The following is a 17,712-nucleotide window of genomic DNA, read 5'->3' on the forward strand; positions in this document are numbered from 1 at the left end:
CCAACTGCGCGAATCGTCCACAGTTTCCTGGATATACCGGAGACCTCGATTTTTATCCAATTACCTGACGCAGCGAATCGCCATACCGATCACACGAACACTCTGATACTGAGTAGATTCATAGAATCCAAACGGTCTACCACGTCCCCAATAATCCCCAGACGCAGTCCAGTAAAAGACCGACATGTTATCAGCCATTCTCGACCTCATCGGATCCATCCCGTTTTGAAGATAGGCAATCTCATAACCGGTCGGAGTTATATTCAGGCCATAGAGGTCTTCATCATGCCATCCCGTTGTATCGGTGAAAGCAGCTGTTGGATAGGGCATCAAGTTCCATCCATCGCCATAGAAGGCATAGAACTTATTGAGATTGTACAAGTTTGTAAGCATGTCATGCAACTCCGTCGAATCAGGCAAGCGCCAACCCGATGGACACGCCTTCGCCGCGGTAGAAGGGCTATAGAGTCGTCCCCACTCGTCACAATTTGTCGCCGTGCTGCTCGAAATACAAATGGTGGAATCCACACCGGCATAATTGAGGTTCTGGGACATGAAATCTAGCCCGTCAATGGTTACGTAATTGTATTTCTTGCTATCTCTGGAATCGGTAAATGTCTTTTTAACTCCAACCCACTTCTGGCCGGTACACTTACTGGTATTTGCTCCGTTGAACATCGTATGTCCTTCGCGAGCGGCCGTACAGTATCCCATATATTCACGATCTGTCGCCTTTTGCCATTTATACGCGTACGATTGAGCCTTACAGACATAGTGTACGCCATGATAAGTAACCGTATCTCCAACGCTCGAATACCCACAATAAGTTCCATGAGCCTTATCTAGAGAATCCAGTTTTTTCCATCCGTTTGATGTTTTGATGTCACAGACATATTCCTCATTATTGAATACGACCCTTTCTCCATCTTTACTAGCACCGCACTCGCCATAGAACAAATACATATTATCAACTCGTGTCCATGAGATGCTAGTACTATGACATGCGTACATGATTCCGTCCGAGCCTTTCTTGTACTTATCGTAGTTTTCCTCGTTACAGGTTCCCAGGGCTCCGATCACCGCACTGATGGCAACCCAATTATGACTGTTGCAGCGATAATATGTGTCACCACTTAAAACGACCTCACGGGAATTATTACCTGCACAGAATCCCAAGAGTTTGTCCAGGGAATCCGGTACAACCCACTTGTTTTCGCGGCATCCATATACGGTACCCAGATATGTTTTAGTCACCCCCGAGGACTTGCTGTCGCATGTACCAAGTACGATATCAGTACCTGCCTTTTTCCAGCTTCCGCTCGTACACACAAAGACTGTATCCACATTCTTTTTGGTCGATCCTTCCATTGAGCTTGTGCAGATACCCAATAAGACTTCATAGCGGTCCATTATTCTCCAGCCATTCTCTTCACAGTAATAAGTCGAACCACTCTTGGTGGAGGCTTTCTTTCCTTTATTACTCGCGGTGCAGAATCCAATTTCTTCGTCCAGGGAATTAAGGGTATTCCAAGATGAGGAGAAGCAATAATACTTACGCGAGTTCACATTGACGATTTTGAGGTTCTTGGTACTATCGCATACGCCACCGATATCTACAGCCTTAACCTCACGCCATCCTCCATCACAAATGTAGGCGTAACCCGATTCCGTCGAATCGATTTCGCCATCACGTTTCTCCGTGCAAAGGCCCATGTCGACTTCAAGATTATTCATCTTGTACCAACCGTCTTCAAGACAGATGTACTTGTCGCCGCCGTAAGGCAAAATCTTGTTTTCGACTTTCGGAACACAGTCGCCCAAATAGTCGTACTTGGTCGCGGTACGCCAGGACGTTTCGTCGCAAATGTACGCGACCTCGCTTTCGGTCGTGTCAATAACGCCCTGTTTCTTGGGAGAGCAAACACCGATTTCACTTTCCAGCTTTGTAAAGGTATCCCACACGCCCTTTCGGCAAACGTAGCGAACTTCATGCAGTTCGCCTTCCTTGAATTCCCTAGTACTGTCGCATTTGCCCATATAGTCGCTCAGGAGCGCCGTACGCCAGCCCGTAGAATCGCAGGCATAAAATGCGTACGAATCGTAAGGCCTGACTTCGTTCGAATAATAATTGGACTGCGATGCCGAAGTCGTCGTTTCAAGAGAATCGAGTGTCCCGATCATGCTGGGCCTGCAGTAGCCCAACTTCAATTCAAGATTCTTGAGTGAACGCCATGCTCCATCTTCGCAAGCGTACAGATTGCCGTTGAACAAATAAGTGGTGCGGTCGTTCTCGTCGGTACAAGCGTCCTTGGAATCCGAGATATCGGCAACCTGCCATTCACGGAACTTGCAGATATACATGGTATCGTTGTACACTGCGGACATGCCGTTTTCGGAACTGCCACAGCTATTCGAGAAATCGTCTACCCAGCGCGTACCAGAGCACTTATAATTGGTCTTTTCGCTCATGACATAGAACGGCTGCAACGTACTACGGGTAATAGAATCGCAATGCGGAAGGTCTTCGACAGTCGCCACAAGATAAGTGTACTTTAGGCAACGTAGCTGGTAAAAGTTTTCTTCGTCTGCCGGCCTGAACGAAACCGAGCGTCCCTTGACTATGGCAATCGTATTGTCGCCAGCCAGATAGTAGCCCGCCTTGTCCAAGTCCGCGCAGTCAACCCCGTGCAAACCCTCATAGCAATAACCACCCATCGAAAATCCGAACGAAGAAGCGACTTCGGGGTACTTGGAAATGTAAGCCATGGTTCCCGACCAGTCATCCTTGGTCGGAACCGAGAATCCGCTCGGGCAACGGGCGTAACCCGGGTGGTACATACGGCCGTACGCATAGCAGTTATCGGGATCGTCATTGTAACACATGGTGCTACTAGAGTAGCCTTCGGTGGCATTGTCTTCTAGCCAGACGTACATGCCGAACTGGACCGTATTCAAGTAGGCTCCTACGCTAGAATCGTAAATTTTGTCCTTGGAAACCTTCGAATCAGAGACCTTGTTGTCGACACCGGCTTCTTTTGCCGGGTGCACATCTTCTTCGGGATCTTCAGGTGTACCGGAGCTGCTGGAATCACCGCCGCAAGCAGAAACCAAAACGCACGTACACGCAAATAGAAGCGCAAAAAGACTCGTGGTCTTTTGAAAAGCTCTCATGTTATCCTCGTTCGTATTTAGAAAAGCGTTTAATAACGTTTTCCGCCCTTTATCTGTAAAAATAAGATAGAAACACAGAATCGCTTTGTCAAAAAGTTTACAAAGGGGAATGCATTGATGTTATCTAATTTGACAAATCTTTGAAAAAGGGCGATATATTTGTATATTTGTACCAACTAATAATCCCTACGGGGTTAAAACCAGGTTTTAACCTAGTTTTTATTCCAAACGGGGGTGCTCTGGTTTGCCTCGCCTAACGCTATTCGCGTTAAGCTCGCCCTACGGGCCTTGCGCTCACTTCGTGAGCTTAAGGGCCAAAACGCTCCTTATAGTCGCGTTTAATCGACAGGTCTCAACCAGAGCTATACTCGGGGTTAAACATTCGGGGGTGCTCTGGTTTCGACAGGGTTACCGAAGTGTTAGTTGCAAGCCGAGGTCTCAGACGAGGGCACTCGTAAAAAAGTCTGAAAAAAAATAAGTGCTGACGAAAACTACGCACTCGCTGCCTAATTAACGGCAACGCCGGGCCTCATTCCGCTCCCATCGGGGTGTACGTCCGGACGCAATATGGGATAGGATTCTTGCATGCCTGGGGCTAGAGTCCGAGATTCACTAGGCTGGTCAAAGTCCGCGCCGACCTTCTTGGGCGTAGATCAGACGAGATCTTAAATTCGAAGGGAAAGCTTGTAGGAACGTGCATGGACGTGATTTTGGACAGGGGTTCGACTCCCCTCACCTCCAGAACAAAAGAAAGGAACTCTTCAAGAGTTCCTTTCTTTTTATACGGGTTTATGGAATGGATTAGTCGAATGAACCACCTGTAAGGACATTAGGTGTATCCGCAGCATCATCGGTTTTGGGACTATCTACCAAAAGAGACGCTTTTACCATGTATTCGAGCACATCCATTTTCGGAGTGACATATTCCTTTTTCTGATCCATTTTCTTTTTCTTATTCCTCTTCTATACCCATTTTGACCATTAATAGACAATCGTTTGTCTCCATGGTATATAAGTTTAAAGCCCGACGCTATCGTTGACATACTAGCCTCACCTTCAATAAATTAACATTTTCCCCATCATTTAAAGTGGATTTTAACCTAAAAACAGCCCTTTCGAACAAAAAAAATATATATTTTCCTCTAAAAGTCATTTTATCTTTAATGAAGTCAAGGGGGGCTTTCATGAAAAATACACTTAAATACTTTTTAGGGGTAATTCTCCTATTTTCTGTTTGCGCATGGAGCAAAGCATCTGATATCCTCATCGTCGTTGACGACGAAATGATAAAAGACAACGAAATCAAGAATGCCATAGACACCTATACGGATGACATCTGGAATACTTATCAAGTAAACGCTACTATCGTGTCTTTCAAATCCCAGAAGAACGGCGGGAAAGCCACCGACCTAAAAGAAATACTCGTAAGCAAGAAGGATTCCATCACGGGCGCCATCTTTGTTGGAGACATTCCGCGCGCTCAATTTGAATTCTACCAGAAAACACAAGAAGGATTCCGGTACCAGCGCTGGGTAACAGACCTTTACTTCATGGACCTTGACGGTATTTGGAAAGACACTGCTGCCGGAGGCCCCGAAGCCCATGGCGGAAAGTTGTTTGACACCACCACGACAACGTTAAACTTCAATGTAATCAACGGTTCTCCGATACCAGGGAAGGTACCGGTGGATAGTTTTTCAATTGCATATTCCGGATACATAAAATCTCCAGTCACCGCACTTTGTTCCCTGCAACTTACCACGGACAACGACAGGCGCCTTTGGATTAACGATTCCCTGCTCATTGATGCATGGTTCAACAACTGGGACATTCCCTATTACAGCGCTTTTCAATTCAAGAAAGACAGCCTCTACAAATTCAAACTAAACTATGCAGAGGAATTTGGCGACGCTTATCTGACACTAAAATGGAAATGCGGGAATAATGCCTCCTATATACCAATCCCTGATTCCGTTTGGCGTCAAAATGACAAGAGCACACCCGGTCTCAACCAAACCTATTATGGAAACATTTTCATGATAGATTCGCTCCCCGAAGAAGACATAAAGCACCTTTGGATTTCTGGAAAATCTAATGGAGTTTTTGACGGGCACTATTCCAAAAGTGGCGCGGTTTCTGATTCCTTTGAAATATGGGTTTCTCGAATTGACCCCAATACGGCTGGTTTCTACGGTAACCCCAAAACACTTTTATTGAACTATTTCGAGAAAATTCACAACTACTATCTCGGTTTGTTCAAGAAAGCTACGCGTAGTGCCATGTTCCTAACTGAGGAAGGAGGCCTAAACAATCCTCTAGACCAGAAATTCGTTGATGGTTTGAGCCTTCTTTATTCCCCAGACTCCCTTGATAAGTCTATCGCCGATGGACAGGAATATCTAGACAACATAAAATCAGATAAGTATGATTGGGCCCTTTATGGTGGGCACGGAGGCCAGACTGGCCTTGGAAACGGACTGGATATAACACAAGTGGAAAGGAACATGTGCGTTTCACCGAGATTCTTCCACTTTGCCTGCTGTGGTCCACTTACCTGCTATGATTTCTACGGCAACGCCAATAGTGCCTCTGTTGGAAGCGAGCATATCTTTAACACGATTAACGGCGGTTTTGTAAGTATCGGTTCGTCCAAAACCAGTGGAAGCGACCAAATGGATGGTTTCATGTACTACGCCTTTGAGCACAAGTTCATTGGCGAATCGTTCCGGGAATGGGTAAACGAAAGGGTGAAAAGGAACCAGTACAGCCACAAGGAAGACCTTTACGATTGGTTCTATGGAGAATCGATTATCGGAGATCCGATGCAAAAACTGGAAATGCCGGAACAAAAAACGATTCGCATCCATAAAGTCAAAGCACAACGGATGCCACAAAAAAACGGCAAACTGTACGACCTTTTGGGAAGAATCAAAGGCTTTTTCAACATCCAGTAATCAACCAAAAAAACAAAGATTTTCGGCTCTGTCAAGCCTTTCCGTATTGCAGCGTTAAAAATTTTTATTCGCTGTAAATTGGCTGTGGTTATGCTGCGGCGGTCAGAATAGCCAAAACAGCCTAAAAGCAGCATTTTCGGGGTGAATTTGCTGGTTTCGAAAGGCTGACGGATTGGGAAAGTTTTGCTAACCCAGGGTTGACGTATAAAATGGCATGAGTGAGTCTTGTAAAATAATGAAATTTTGTGCAGTGAACCTATTGACAATTGCCCAATTGTGCATTATATTTGTGTATGTAATTTATTAAAGCGAGGTTTATACATGGAAAACAACAGCAAACGCAAAGAGCTAACCACCCGTCAAGAAGAAATCCTGGAGTACATCAAGAAGTATTCCAAGGAAAACCGCATGCCGCCTACGGTCCGCGAAATCGGCAACCATTTCGAGATTTCTTCGACGAACGGCGTCCGTTCCATTCTCGCCGCCCTCATCAAGAAGGGCTACATCAACCGCTCCCCCAGACTTAGCCGCGGTATCGAAGTCGTCGACAGCGGCAACAACGAAGGTGCCGAAGCACCGACCAATACCATTGAAATTCCTATCGTGGGCCGCGTCGCTGCCGGTACGCCGATTCTCGCCGTGCAGAACCTCGAAGGCACCGTCACCATCGACCGCGACTTCCTCGCTTGCCGTTCTGACGTCTTTGCGCTCCGCGTCAAGGGCGATTCCATGATCAACGCCGGCATCCTCGATGGCGACCTCATTTTCGCGCGCCAGCAAAAGACGGCCGACCGCGGCGAAATCATCGTTGCCCAGGTCGACAACGAAGCCACCGTCAAGTATTACCACCCCGCCGCAGACCATATCGAACTGCGTCCGGCTAACCCGCGTTACCGCCCGATCATCGTCAAGAAGGACAAGCACTTCTCCATCGCTGGCAAGCTCATCGGCGTCATGCGCAAGGTGAACTAATTATAGACTACGCCGCCCGCGGCGCATCGTCTTCACAAACTCGCTTATAAAAGAAATCCGCCCTCGTTTGAACCGGGAGCGGATTTCATATTTCCGAATAATCGATATTCCGTAGACTGACTATTCACCCATTTCGGCGAGATCTTCTTCAGCTTCCTTCAGGTCGTCTGCGTCCGGTCCGATAATATCGTCATCTTCTTCATCCAGGGAGTCGCCGTCCATGGCACCGAGCTGGTATTCCACCTTGCGGGCTTCCTTGGACTGACCGAGCTTGAGGATAGCGGCGCATTCTTCGCAGAAGCCGAGGTGCTTGTCGACCCAGAATTCCGGAGACACGAGGTTGCGGTTGCAGCGCGTGCACATCTGCGTGGCAGCTTCGCGTTCGAACATCTTGTTCTGTTCTTCGAGTTCCTTGAGAATACGTTCCGTCAGTTCTTCCTGCGTTTCTTCGGCAAGGGACGACTTGTGGCGGATCGCAGAGGTCGGCTTCATGTCAAGGTTCTTGACATCGCTAGACATCTTCTTCTTATTGGAGCGGTCTTCGGATTCGTCGACCTTCACGAACATGATGGTCTTGGAAAGGCGCTTGACACCCTGGAGAAGCACTGCGTAGGCGTAGTCCGGAGCGTTCTTGGACTTCTTTTCGACAACCGGAGTTTCAACAGGCTGTTCGACGTTTTCGACAACTTCGGCCGGCTTGGTGTTCTTTGCCTTGGCAGCCTTCGGAGCCTTGTCAGCCTTGACATCGGGTTTCACTTCGGGCTTTTCGACCTGCTTGGGCTGAGCCTTGGCGGGCTTTGCCGGAACAGGCTTTGCAGCCTTAACCGGAGCGGGCTTCGGAGCGACCTTCTTGGCCGGGGCCTTTGCAGGAGCGGCCTTAGCTGCAGTCTTCTTAGAGTCCTTCGCCTTCGGAGCGGGTTTAGCCGGAGCAGCCTTCTTGGCCGGAGCCTTCGGAGCCGGTTTTGCCGGAGCGGCCTTCTTGGCAGGAGCCTTTGCAGGCTTTGCCGGAGCGGCCTTCTTGGCCGGGGCCTTCGGAGCCGGTTTTGCCGGAGCAGCCTTCTTGGCCGGAGCCTTTGCAGGCTTGGCCGGAGCAGCCTTTTTCACTGCTTTAGCAGGGGCCTTGGCGGGCTTTGCCGGAGCGGCCTTCTTGGCAGGCTTTGCTGCGGGTTTCTTTGCCGGAGCCTTGGACGATACTTTCTTAGAACTCATAGATTACTTCTTTTCCACGATAGTGATGTTAATAATTTTATCATTGGGTTCAATACGGCAAACGACATCTTCGCCTTCGAGAACCTTACCGAACACCGTGTGCTTGCCATCTAGATGGTGCTGCGGCGTCTGCGTGATAAAGAACTGCGAACCGTTCGTATTCGGGCCTCGGTTGGCCATCGAGATAACGCCGGCTTCGTGCTTCAAAGAGCTGATTTCGTCATCGATTGTATAACCGGGGCCGCCCTTGCCGTTACCTTCGGGATCGCCACCCTGGATCATGAATCCGGGAATCACGCGATGGAACGTGAGGCCGTTGTAAAAGCCCTTATTTGCGAGATCAACAAAATTCGCAACCGTGTTGGGAGCGGACTTGAAATCTAGCGAAACCACGATTTTGCCTTCGTGTGTTTCAATAATTGCATCGATTGCCTTAATAGCGGAATAATCCTTGTTGAACACCTTTCCCTGAGCGAATCCAAAACTGAAAAAGCCAAGTACGAGGGCTGTCACAAGGGCAACAAAAACTAGAGGTCTTTTCATATCAACCATGATTGATGGTGCACATCTTTGATTTATATTGTTAATATAGCTTTTTTTGTCAAAGTCCATTGCGCATTTTCTATATTTAGCCCGAAAAATAGCAGGATTCACCCGGTAATTTCACCAGATAATCTTATCGTAATTATGCCGCAAAACGACAACATTAGAAATTTCAGCATTATCGCCCATATCGACCACGGTAAATCGACTCTTGCCGACCGAATGATTGAACTGACCAAGACCGTTTCGAAGAACGAAATGACGAACCAGCTCTTGGACGACATGGACCTTGAACGCGAACGCGGCATTACCATCAAGGCGCACGCCATTCGCATGGTGTACGAAAAAGATGGCAAGGAATACATTCTGAACATGATCGATACACCGGGGCACGTGGACTTCACCTACGAAGTCAGCCGCTCGCTTGCCGCCTGCGAAGGTGCCATTTTGGTGGTGGACGCAAGCCAGGGTATCGAAGCCCAGACGCTTTCGAACCTCTACCTCGCCCTCGAAAACGACCTTGAAATTATCCCGGTGCTCAACAAGGTGGACCTGCCGGGCGCACAGCCAGACCATGTGGCTCAGCTCGTAGGCGACTTGCTCGGTTACGACCCCGACAAGATTCCGCGCATTTCTGCAAAGACTGGCCTAAACGTGGACCAGGTTCTCGACAAAATTGTCGACGAAATCCCGGCCCCCAAGGGCGATACGGGCAATCCGCTCAAGGCTTTGATTTTTGACTCCGTGTACGATTCTTACCGCGGCGTGATCAACTACATCCGAATTGTCGAAGGCACGATCAGGGCCGGCATGAAGATCAAGATGATGAAGACCGGCGCCGAATACATGGTGACAGAAGTCGGAACCTTCAGCATGCGCCGCGACCCGCGCGAAGAACTGACCGAAGGCATGGTGGGTTACGTGCTTGCCAACGTGAAGACGATTAGCGACGTGAAAATCGGCGACACCTTGACCGATTCCGCCAATCCGGCTACCGAACCGCTCCCGGGCTACAAGGATATTCTGCCGATGATCTATTCCGGCATCTACCCCATCAACCCGGAAGACTACAAGGACTTGCGCGAAGCTTTGGAAAAACTCCGCCTGAACGATTCCGCCATCAGCTGGGAACCGGAAACCTCCGAAGCACTCGGCTTCGGTTTCCGCACCGGATTCCTTGGGCTGTTGCATATGGAAATCGTGCAGGAGCGTCTGGATCGCGAATTCAACGTAGACATCATCACGACGGTACCGAACGTGGAATACCACGTGTACATGAGCGACGGCACGATGGTGAAAATCGAAAGCCCCTCCAAGCTCCCCGATGCCAGCCGTTACGACCACATCGAAGAACCTTACGTGAAGGCGCAAATATTCACGCCCAAGGAATTCGTGGGTGCACTCATGACGCTCTGCGAAGAAAAGCGCGGCGAATTCGAGACCATGGAATACCTCGACGAAGAAAAGGTGATCCTCAAGTATAACCTGCCTCTCGCCGAAATCATGTTTGACTTCTACGACCGCCTCAAGTCCGTAAGCCGCGGCTATGCAGGCCTCGACTATGCGCCAAGCGAATACCGCAGAAACAACCTCGTGAAGCTCGACATTCTGTTGAACGGAGACCCGGTGGATGCATTCTCGGTGATTATCCACAAGGACAAGGCCCACACTTATGCCAACGCCATTTGTGTGAAGCTTAAGGACCTTATTCCGCGCCAGCAGTTCGACGTGGCAATTCAAGGTGCCATTGGCGGCAAGATTATTAGCCGTTCGACCGTGAAGGCGGTGCGCAAGGACGTGCTTGCCAAGTGCTACGGCGGTGACATCACCCGTAAGCGCAAACTCCTTGAAAAGCAGAAAGAAGGTAAGAAGCGCATGAAGAGCATCGGCTCTGTTGAAGTGCCGCAGAAGGCGTTCCTCGCCGTACTTTCCCTCTCCGACAACTCCACGAATAACGGGGACTAAGTCCAATGTCCAGACTTTCGAGAAAGGTGAAAAGGCTGCAGCGAAAGAATTCGCAAAGCCATATCTTTCTCTTGTTCCTGTTCTTGTTATTCATTTGCGGAGCAGCCTTTGTCGCACGCCTTTATGCGATTGCGCCTGTCAAGATTATGGATGCGTCGATGACGCCCAAGTTCAAGGAACAATCTATCCATTGGATGTGCAAACTACCGCAATGTCTTTCCAAAATCAAGGAACAGGACATTGTCTGGCTTTCGCTCAAAAGCGGCGAAACCATGGTACGCAGGGTGCTCGCCATGCCGGGCGACTCCATTGAAATCACAGACAAAGGGCGCGTGCGTACGCCGCACCGCAATTACAAGTGGAAGGGCGAAGACGCCTTTATCCAGAGCCAAACGATTTACGTTCCCAAGGCCGGCGACACGCTTTATTTTGACAAATTAAATGAGGTCGAACAAGACTACATTTTGGCCTACCTGCATACGCATGGCGAAAAGATTGCAATCAAGTCGACGCTCTGGCAGGGCGACCGCGAAATCAACATTGACCGCGTGGGAGCCACCAAGATCGCAAACCGCCAGGTAAGCCTTAAGGAAGTCGACTATTTGCCTTGGCAGGACCGTTACCTGATCGAGCTCCAGATTCGTCAAGCCGAGCCGGGCAACGCCCCCATTAAAATCAAGCGCGAACTGTTCCGCCTGAAGCCCGCCAAGCTCGAACTCACTCCCCCGCCCACGTCTTCTGCAGATTCTACCGCCTCCGATTCCATTAAGACCGATTCCGTAAAAGTTGCGCACGTCGATTCCAGCAAAGCAGCAAAATCCGACTCAACTCAGAATGATACAACGAAAAAAGATTCTGCGGTCGCTGCACCTGCAAAGCCTGCCCCTGCAAAAGAAGAACCGGAAAAATACTTGGATGAGCCCTTGAACATGATTGTCATCGAAGAAGACTGCTATTACATGACATGCATCAAGGGCTCCAGCTGCCCCGATTCCCGCGAACTCGGCTACTTTACGCACAAGGACTTTATCGGGCGCTACCTAGAATGGCCTGACCGAATCAAAGTCAAAGTCATCTACCCCATTCAGCGTTACGCAAATCGCGCTTTGGACTATGCCCTTTCGCTCTTAGCTCCGGAAGAAGAAGAGGAGTGAGGTCGCACCTGCGGTGCTTTGAGGTATGAGGTCTCGGCACTTTTAGCGTATTTACAGTAAATACAAAAAGAACCATAAGGCGTAAAACCTTATGGCTCATTTTTTAAGTTCTGAGCGAAACGGACTCAAAGGAGCTTTAGCTCCGAGCTCATAGCTCAAACCTGTTAAGCAATTAGTCCAGCGAGTGAACCAGGAGACCGTCGCGGAGCTTCGGTTCAAACCAGGTGCTCTTCGGCGGCATGATTTCGCCAGCGTCGGCGATGTTCATCAGCTGATCCAGAGTCGTCGGATACATAGCGAAGGCGCAGGCGCATTCACCGCTATCCACACGCTTCACGAGTTCGCCGAGACCGCGAATGCCACCGACGAAGTCGATGCGCTTTGACGTACGCGGGTCGTCGATATCGAAGAGCGGCTTCAAAATAAGCTTCTGGAGGAGAGCCACGTCGAGGCTGTCCACCGGGCCGAGGTTCTTGAGGTATTCAGCCTTGAAGGTGCAAGCGTACCACTTGCCACCCATATAGAAGTTCACCTGGTTCTGCTTGGCAGGGCTCTGCATCTTGTCGAGGGCAACGATATCGAACACCTTCTTCATTTCGTCCATGAGCTGTTCCGGAGTACGGCCGTTCAGGTCCTTGAGAACGCGGTTGTAGTCAAGGATCTTGAGCTGGGTGCTCGGGAAGAGGATGGCGAGGAAACGGTTGTATTCTTCGTCACCGGTGTTGTTCGGGTTCTGTTCGGCGCGGTAGCTGGCGGCGCGAGCACCGGCGGCGCTCCTGTGGTGACCGTCAGCAATGTAGCTCACCGGAACGGCTTCGAAGGACTTGCGGATGGCTTCGATTTCGGCGTCATCGTCGATAATCCAAACCGTATGGCCGAATCCGTCGCCCTTGCTCACGAAGTCATACACGGGCTTACGCTTGGTCACGGCACCGAACACGTCGAACTGGCCCTGATCGCGGTAGGTCAGGAACACCGGACCGGTGTTGGCGTTGGTGGCGAGCACATGGCGCAAGCGGTCTTCTTCCTTGTCGGCACGGGTCAGTTCGTGCTTCTTGATAATGCCGTTGAAGTAGTCGGCAGCGGGAACGCAGCAGACGAGGCCGTACTGTTCGCGACCGTTCATGGTCTGGCGGTAAACATAGAGGCAAGGCTTCTTGTCGTAAGCGATCACGCCTTCGGCAATCATCTTGTCGAGATTTTCGCGAGCATGCGCATAGACCTTCGGATCGTATGCATCTACGGAATCAGGAAGTTCCAGCTCGGCACGAGTCACGCGCAAGTAGGAATGCGGGAGCCCTTCGGCCATGGCCTTTGCTTCGGCGCGATTCATCACGTCGTACGGGAGGGCGGAAATCGTTTCGGCTTCGGCCGGATTCACCGGGCGCAGCGCCTTGAACGGGTAAATGTGCATCATAGGGTGTTTTCCTTTGTGTGCTGCTTTAATTAAAGCTTCGTCTTCAGCAATCAAGCTCTGGATGTAGCTTGTCTTTGCATCCAGCCACTTTTTCTTGCGATAATTTACAATAAAATAGGCCAGGAAAAAGAAGATTGCACCGCCAATGGCAGCCACAATCGTAATTCCAACCATAAAGGCCGCCAAATGCCCAGCCGCATCGTGCCACAAGTGCGAAATCACGGAAATGCAGTTCTTGAAAGAAAGGCCCTCGAATTCCGAAAGGAAGTCGAAATTGATCTTTTCGGGGTTTAAAATTTTGCATCCGATAGCGTAACCCGTGGGGTAAAAGAATCCGAACTGGGTAAGAGGGTTAGCTACGAAAGAAGCAACAATCCCAGGCACCTTCGGAAGCCTGAACAAGGCGCAAAAGGCAACCGTCAAAATAATCGCGACACCAATCGTGGGCCAGATACCGATAAAAACGCCTGCAGCAACCGACCATGCCACCTTCAGGGCATCCTGGCGCTTGGGGAACATGCGGTTATAATAAATACGACTCAGTCTCTTGTACTTGGACTCGGACTTGTCGATACGCTTATGCTTAAAATGAATCATTGCGGGGGCAAATATAGCAATAGTAGGAAGTAGACAGTAGACAGTCGGCAGAAATATGTAGCTAGTCGTCATCACATTTTCTACATTTAGGTCGATGAAACACTTGATTTCTAAAGAAGGCTTTGAAAAGTTCAAGGCGGAATGGGAACACTTGAAATACGTGGAACGCCCCGCCATGATCAACCAGGTGCAGGCGGCTGCAGCCGAGGGTGACCGCAGCGAAAATGCGGCCTACACGTACGGACGCATGCGCGTGCGCGAAATCGACCGCAGGCTCCGCGAACTGGACCGCATTCTGGACGGCGCGCAGGTAGTGGAATCACAGGCATCTGACGACGGCACAGTCCGCTTTGGCGCAACGGTCAAGATGAAGGACATCAAGACCAAGCGCGAACGCACCTACTCTATCGTGGGCGAAAAGGAAATCGACCCGCTGCAAGGCCGAATCAGCATGAAATCGCCCGTAGGCGAAGCCCTAATGGGCAAAAAACAAGGCGACCAGGTGCAAGTGCAAGCACCCAAAGGCCTGATTACATACGAAATCGTGGAAGTGAAATATTGATGATGTGTAATGTGAATTGTGTAATGTGAAATGAAAATTTTTCCCATTACTCATCACACATTCCACACCACACATTGGTAATTATGTTTATCGATACGCATTGTCATTTGGATTCCTACGAACAGCATTCCGGCGAAGCCGTCGGCAATCTGTTTTCACGCCTCGCCCACGACCCGGACCAAAACATCCAGGCTCCCGAAGCCTATATTCACGTGGCATGCGATCCGGCAGACTTTGCCCGCGCCCAAGAGCTCTCTGAAAAATATCCAAATGTCTACGCCGCTTACGGGATTCATCCGGAATATGTTTTGACGGAAACCGCCGAAGACGAAGCAAAACTGCTTAAATACCTGAAGCACCCCAAGTGTGTCGCCTGTGGCGAATTCGGACTGGATTACCACTACGGTTCAGACACCAAGGCCGAACAGGTCAAGCTTTTCGAGCGCCATCTGGAACTCGGGCTCAAATCGGGCAAGCCGCTGGTTTTGCACCTGCGCGAAGCCGACGACGATGCGCTTGCAGTATTGCGTAATGCCGACCTTCGTGGAAGCAAGATTCATGTACACTGCTTTACGGGCTCGCCTAAATTCTGCGCACAATTGCTGGACCTGAAATACCGCGGGGCAAGCATTTTCGTAGGCTTTACGGGAATCGTGACGTTCAAGAATGCGCAAAACGTGCGCGATGCCGCAGCCCTCGTGCCCATGAACCAGATGCTCCTGGAAACCGACTCCCCCTACATGGCCCCCATCCCATACCGCGGAAAACCCTGCCATTCGGGCTATATTCCCTACATTGCACAGGCACTCGCCCAGGTAAAAGAAATCCCTGTAGAGGAGCTCTACAGGGACTGCCGTGAAAACACTCGCCGTTGTTACGGAATATAACTTTCTCCGACGTAACCTCTTTCGATTACGGGGATTTCCTTTGCAGCCTTTTCTGCGGTTGCAGACGATGCAGGCATATAATGCTGCTGCAAGTATTCGTAAGCCTTCTCGGCCGATAGCGGCTTGCTGAAATAGAAACCCTGAATCAGTTTGCATCCTTCGGACTTCAAGAAGTCGAGCTGTTCTTCGCTTTCGACACCTTCGGCAATCAAGTCAAGATTCAAGGACTTCGCAATGCCAATCACCATGCGGGCAAACGAGGCGTCTTCTTCGTCATCGGTCACGTGGTCAATGAAGGACTTGTCCATCTTGAGCGTATGAATCGGGAACTGCTTGAGGTAAGAAAGGCTACTGTAACCCGTACCGAAGTCATCAATCGAAATCTGGATACCCATTCCCGAAAGAGCCTTCATGATCTTCACCGTCTTTTCGGCTTCGCACACGGCTGTGTATTCGGTAATTTCGAGCTTCAGGTTCTTCGGGTTCAAATGCGTTTCAAGCAACACCTGCTTGATATCGTCGATCATGTTGTCGAGCGCAAACTGCTTTGCCGAGAAGTTCACGGCCACCTGCAAGTCGGTATAGCCCTGGTCGGCCCAGGCCTTAGCCTGCAAGCATGCCATTCTCAAGATCTGGGCGCCCATCGGGATAATGAGGCCCGTTTCTTCGGCAATCGGGATAAATTCTGCCGGCGAAATGAACTTGTTTTCGGATTGGTTCCAACGGACAAGCGCCTCGAAGGCTGCCACGCGGTTTCCGTTAGAAACATCGACAATCGGCTGGTAGAACAGCACAAATTCACGCGCCTGGAGAGCCCTGCGGATGTCAAATTCGAGCTTGTAGAGCTTCATGGCCTTTTCACGGATGCCACCGCTAAAGAACTGGATTCCGCCATGGGCCACGCTCTTCTTCATTTCACGAAGGCTCGAGGTGACGTTCGCCATGATATCTTCGACGCAGTCTACTTCACGGTTGAGGGCCACCGCCATCGAAACGCCGATATAAAGTTCGCGGCCTTCCAACTGGATAGGCTGCTTTACCGCATTATGGATTCTACGGACTATGGACTTGATATCGTTATCGTCGTTATTGAACTGGATATCGTGCAAAACGATTGCAAAGACATCCGGACCGATACGGGCAATGGTGTCTCCGGTACGGCACTGCGCCTTAATACGGTCAGCGACAATGCGCAAAACGCTGTCGCCTACATTAATGGAATAAGATGTATTGATCGCTCCAAAACGGTCAATGTCCAGAAGGGCCACCGCAAACAGGTAATCGGGTCTCTTGAGAGCCATGTCGACATCGACCTTGAGCTTTTCAAGGAAGAACTTGCGGTTATAGACACCCGTCAGGGCGTCTTGATAGGCGTAATAGTAATTCTGCTTGGCCTGGGCCTGCTTGTCGGAATTTTCGTCGAGGGAACCCACAATGCGAATGGGGTGACCGTCTTCGTTCAGCTGCACGTGGCCCGAAAGCATCAAGCGGCCTTCGCCGGACTTGGCCTTCAACAAATTGATCATCATGCTGAACTTTTCGCCATTTTCAAGGGCGACCTGCAGAGCCTTCTTGAACTGGAGCCAGTCGCTTTCGACAATGCGTTCCTTGAGCAGGTCAAAGGAATCGAGCATAGTGCTTGCTTCGGCCTGCAAAAGCTTGATTGCGCGGTGTGACCAGTAGACTTTTCCGGTAATGACGTCAAAAGTCCAAAATCCGCTGGCGGAAATATCGACCATCATCTGGAACAGTTCGTCTCGTTCCATGAGGTCTTTCTTGAAATCACGGATAGGTACCGGATCGGCTGCCGGAGGGGCGATATTGACATCTTCGCGCATGCGCTTGCGGTTGCCAATAACCGGGAAACGATACAAAACAGCCACTATGACCAGGAAAAAGTCGGCAAGAATATAAGGGACCGCCCAAATTAGACGCTCCTTACCCGATAGAATTTCTGGAATGAATGCTGCAAAAAAAACACTTGCTATTACCAGCAAGAACCGTAACACCACTTTTTCGTCAAATAATCTCATTTACCCAATCCGTATGGGCATAATATATAAATAAATTTTAACAGTGTGACTAAAAATTTTATGTTTTTTTTAATAGTTGACAATTACACGACAACAAAAAACGGACCCTGCGGATCCGTTTTAATAGTGCCAAAGGGACTCGAACCCTTGTTACCGGCGTGAGAGGCCAGTGTCCTAGACCACTAGACGATGGCACCGAATGCTATTTGGTGTGCCGAAACAGCGACGCCAAATATAGCAAACCACCA

General features: G+C 49.8%; 12 protein-coding genes, 1 tRNA gene, 1 other RNA gene and 1 pseudogene. 7 read left to right on the plus strand and 8 right to left on the minus strand.

The window, feature by feature from the left end:
- Positions 1 to 60: 60 nt before the first annotated feature.
- Positions 61 to 3,171 (minus strand): FISUMP domain-containing protein, encoded by a 3,111-nt coding sequence (locus tag BUC02_RS09725; RefSeq protein WP_073322007.1) that lies wholly within the window; start codon positions 3,169 to 3,171, stop codon positions 61 to 63.
- 384 nt (positions 3,172 to 3,555) lie between these two features.
- Here BUC02_RS09725 and ssrA point away from each other — a divergent pair.
- Positions 3,556 to 3,915: a transfer-messenger RNA gene (ssrA, locus tag BUC02_RS09730) on the plus strand.
- 57 nt (positions 3,916 to 3,972) lie between these two features.
- Here the strand turns inward: ssrA and BUC02_RS16210 are convergent.
- On the minus strand, positions 3,973 to 4,113 hold the full coding sequence (locus BUC02_RS16210) for a hypothetical protein (RefSeq protein ID WP_175549833.1): 141 nt from the start codon (positions 4,111 to 4,113) through the stop codon (positions 3,973 to 3,975).
- A 242-nt stretch (positions 4,114 to 4,355) separates the two neighbouring features.
- On the opposite strand from BUC02_RS16210, the gene BUC02_RS09735 reads away from it, so the two are divergent.
- Both BUC02_RS09735 and lexA read left to right on the plus strand, forming a co-directional pair.
- Positions 4,356 to 6,125, plus strand: coding sequence for a PA14 domain-containing protein (locus BUC02_RS09735; protein ID WP_175549834.1), 1,770 nt, complete (start codon positions 4,356 to 4,358; stop codon positions 6,123 to 6,125).
- A 321-nt stretch (positions 6,126 to 6,446) separates the two neighbouring features.
- Positions 6,447 to 7,097 carry a transcriptional repressor LexA gene (lexA, locus tag BUC02_RS09740; protein WP_073054163.1) on the plus strand — a complete coding sequence of 217 codons (651 nt, stop codon included), beginning with the start codon at positions 6,447 to 6,449 and terminating at the stop codon, positions 7,095 to 7,097.
- 120 nt (positions 7,098 to 7,217) lie between these two features.
- Here the strand turns inward: lexA and BUC02_RS16215 are convergent, their stop codons facing one another.
- Both BUC02_RS16215 and BUC02_RS09750 read right to left on the minus strand, forming a co-directional pair.
- Positions 7,218 to 8,306 (minus strand): hypothetical protein, encoded by a 1,089-nt coding sequence (locus BUC02_RS16215; protein WP_073322012.1) that lies wholly within the window; start codon positions 8,304 to 8,306, stop codon positions 7,218 to 7,220.
- Positions 8,307 to 8,309: 3 nt separating this feature from the next.
- Entirely contained in the window at positions 8,310 to 8,735 is a 426-nt protein-coding gene (locus tag BUC02_RS09750) for a peptidylprolyl isomerase (protein WP_073322228.1), read from the minus strand.
- A 258-nt stretch (positions 8,736 to 8,993) separates the two neighbouring features.
- On the opposite strand from BUC02_RS09750, the gene lepA reads away from it, so the two are divergent.
- Both lepA and BUC02_RS09760 read left to right on the plus strand, forming a co-directional pair.
- Positions 8,994 to 10,814, plus strand: coding sequence for a translation elongation factor 4 (gene lepA, locus BUC02_RS09755; RefSeq protein WP_073322016.1), 1,821 nt, complete (start codon positions 8,994 to 8,996; stop codon positions 10,812 to 10,814).
- A gap of 5 nt (positions 10,815 to 10,819) precedes the next feature.
- A complete protein-coding gene (locus tag BUC02_RS09760) occupies positions 10,820 to 11,968 on the plus strand; it encodes a S26 family signal peptidase (protein ID WP_073322019.1) in 1,149 nt (382 codons plus the stop codon).
- Between the two features lie 172 nt (positions 11,969 to 12,140).
- Here the strand turns inward: BUC02_RS09760 and BUC02_RS09765 are convergent, their stop codons facing one another.
- A complete protein-coding gene (locus BUC02_RS09765; protein ID WP_371341001.1) occupies positions 12,141 to 13,385 on the minus strand; it encodes a DUF1015 domain-containing protein in 1,245 nt (414 codons plus the stop codon).
- Between the two features lie 99 nt (positions 13,386 to 13,484).
- A pseudogene (locus BUC02_RS16735) lies at positions 13,485 to 14,159 on the minus strand (DUF2062 domain-containing protein); the annotation flags it as partial.
- On the opposite strand from BUC02_RS16735, the gene greA reads away from it, so the two are divergent.
- Together greA and BUC02_RS09775 are read left to right on the plus strand one after the other, a co-directional pair.
- Positions 14,077 to 14,544 (plus strand): transcription elongation factor GreA, encoded by a 468-nt coding sequence (gene greA, locus BUC02_RS09770; RefSeq protein WP_073322025.1) that lies wholly within the window; start codon positions 14,077 to 14,079, stop codon positions 14,542 to 14,544. The pseudogene BUC02_RS16735 and the gene greA sit on opposite strands and share 83 nt — an antisense overlap.
- An 83-nt stretch (positions 14,545 to 14,627) precedes the next feature.
- A complete protein-coding gene (locus BUC02_RS09775; RefSeq protein ID WP_073322028.1) occupies positions 14,628 to 15,431 on the plus strand; it encodes a TatD family hydrolase in 804 nt (267 codons plus the stop codon).
- Here BUC02_RS09775 and BUC02_RS09780 read toward each other — a convergent pair.
- Both BUC02_RS09780 and BUC02_RS09785 read right to left on the minus strand, forming a co-directional pair.
- On the minus strand, positions 15,419 to 17,464 hold the full coding sequence (locus tag BUC02_RS09780) for a putative bifunctional diguanylate cyclase/phosphodiesterase (RefSeq protein ID WP_083564542.1): 2,046 nt from the start codon (positions 17,462 to 17,464) through the stop codon (positions 15,419 to 15,421). The genes BUC02_RS09775 and BUC02_RS09780 overlap by 13 nt on opposite strands.
- Positions 17,465 to 17,588: 124 nt before the next feature.
- A tRNA-Glu gene (locus tag BUC02_RS09785) sits at positions 17,589 to 17,661 on the minus strand.
- Positions 17,662 to 17,712 lie beyond the last annotated feature (51 nt).

The sequence above is a fragment of the Fibrobacter sp. UWOV1 genome (assembly GCF_900142495.1).
Lineage (GTDB): Bacteria > Fibrobacterota > Fibrobacteria > Fibrobacterales > Fibrobacteraceae > Fibrobacter.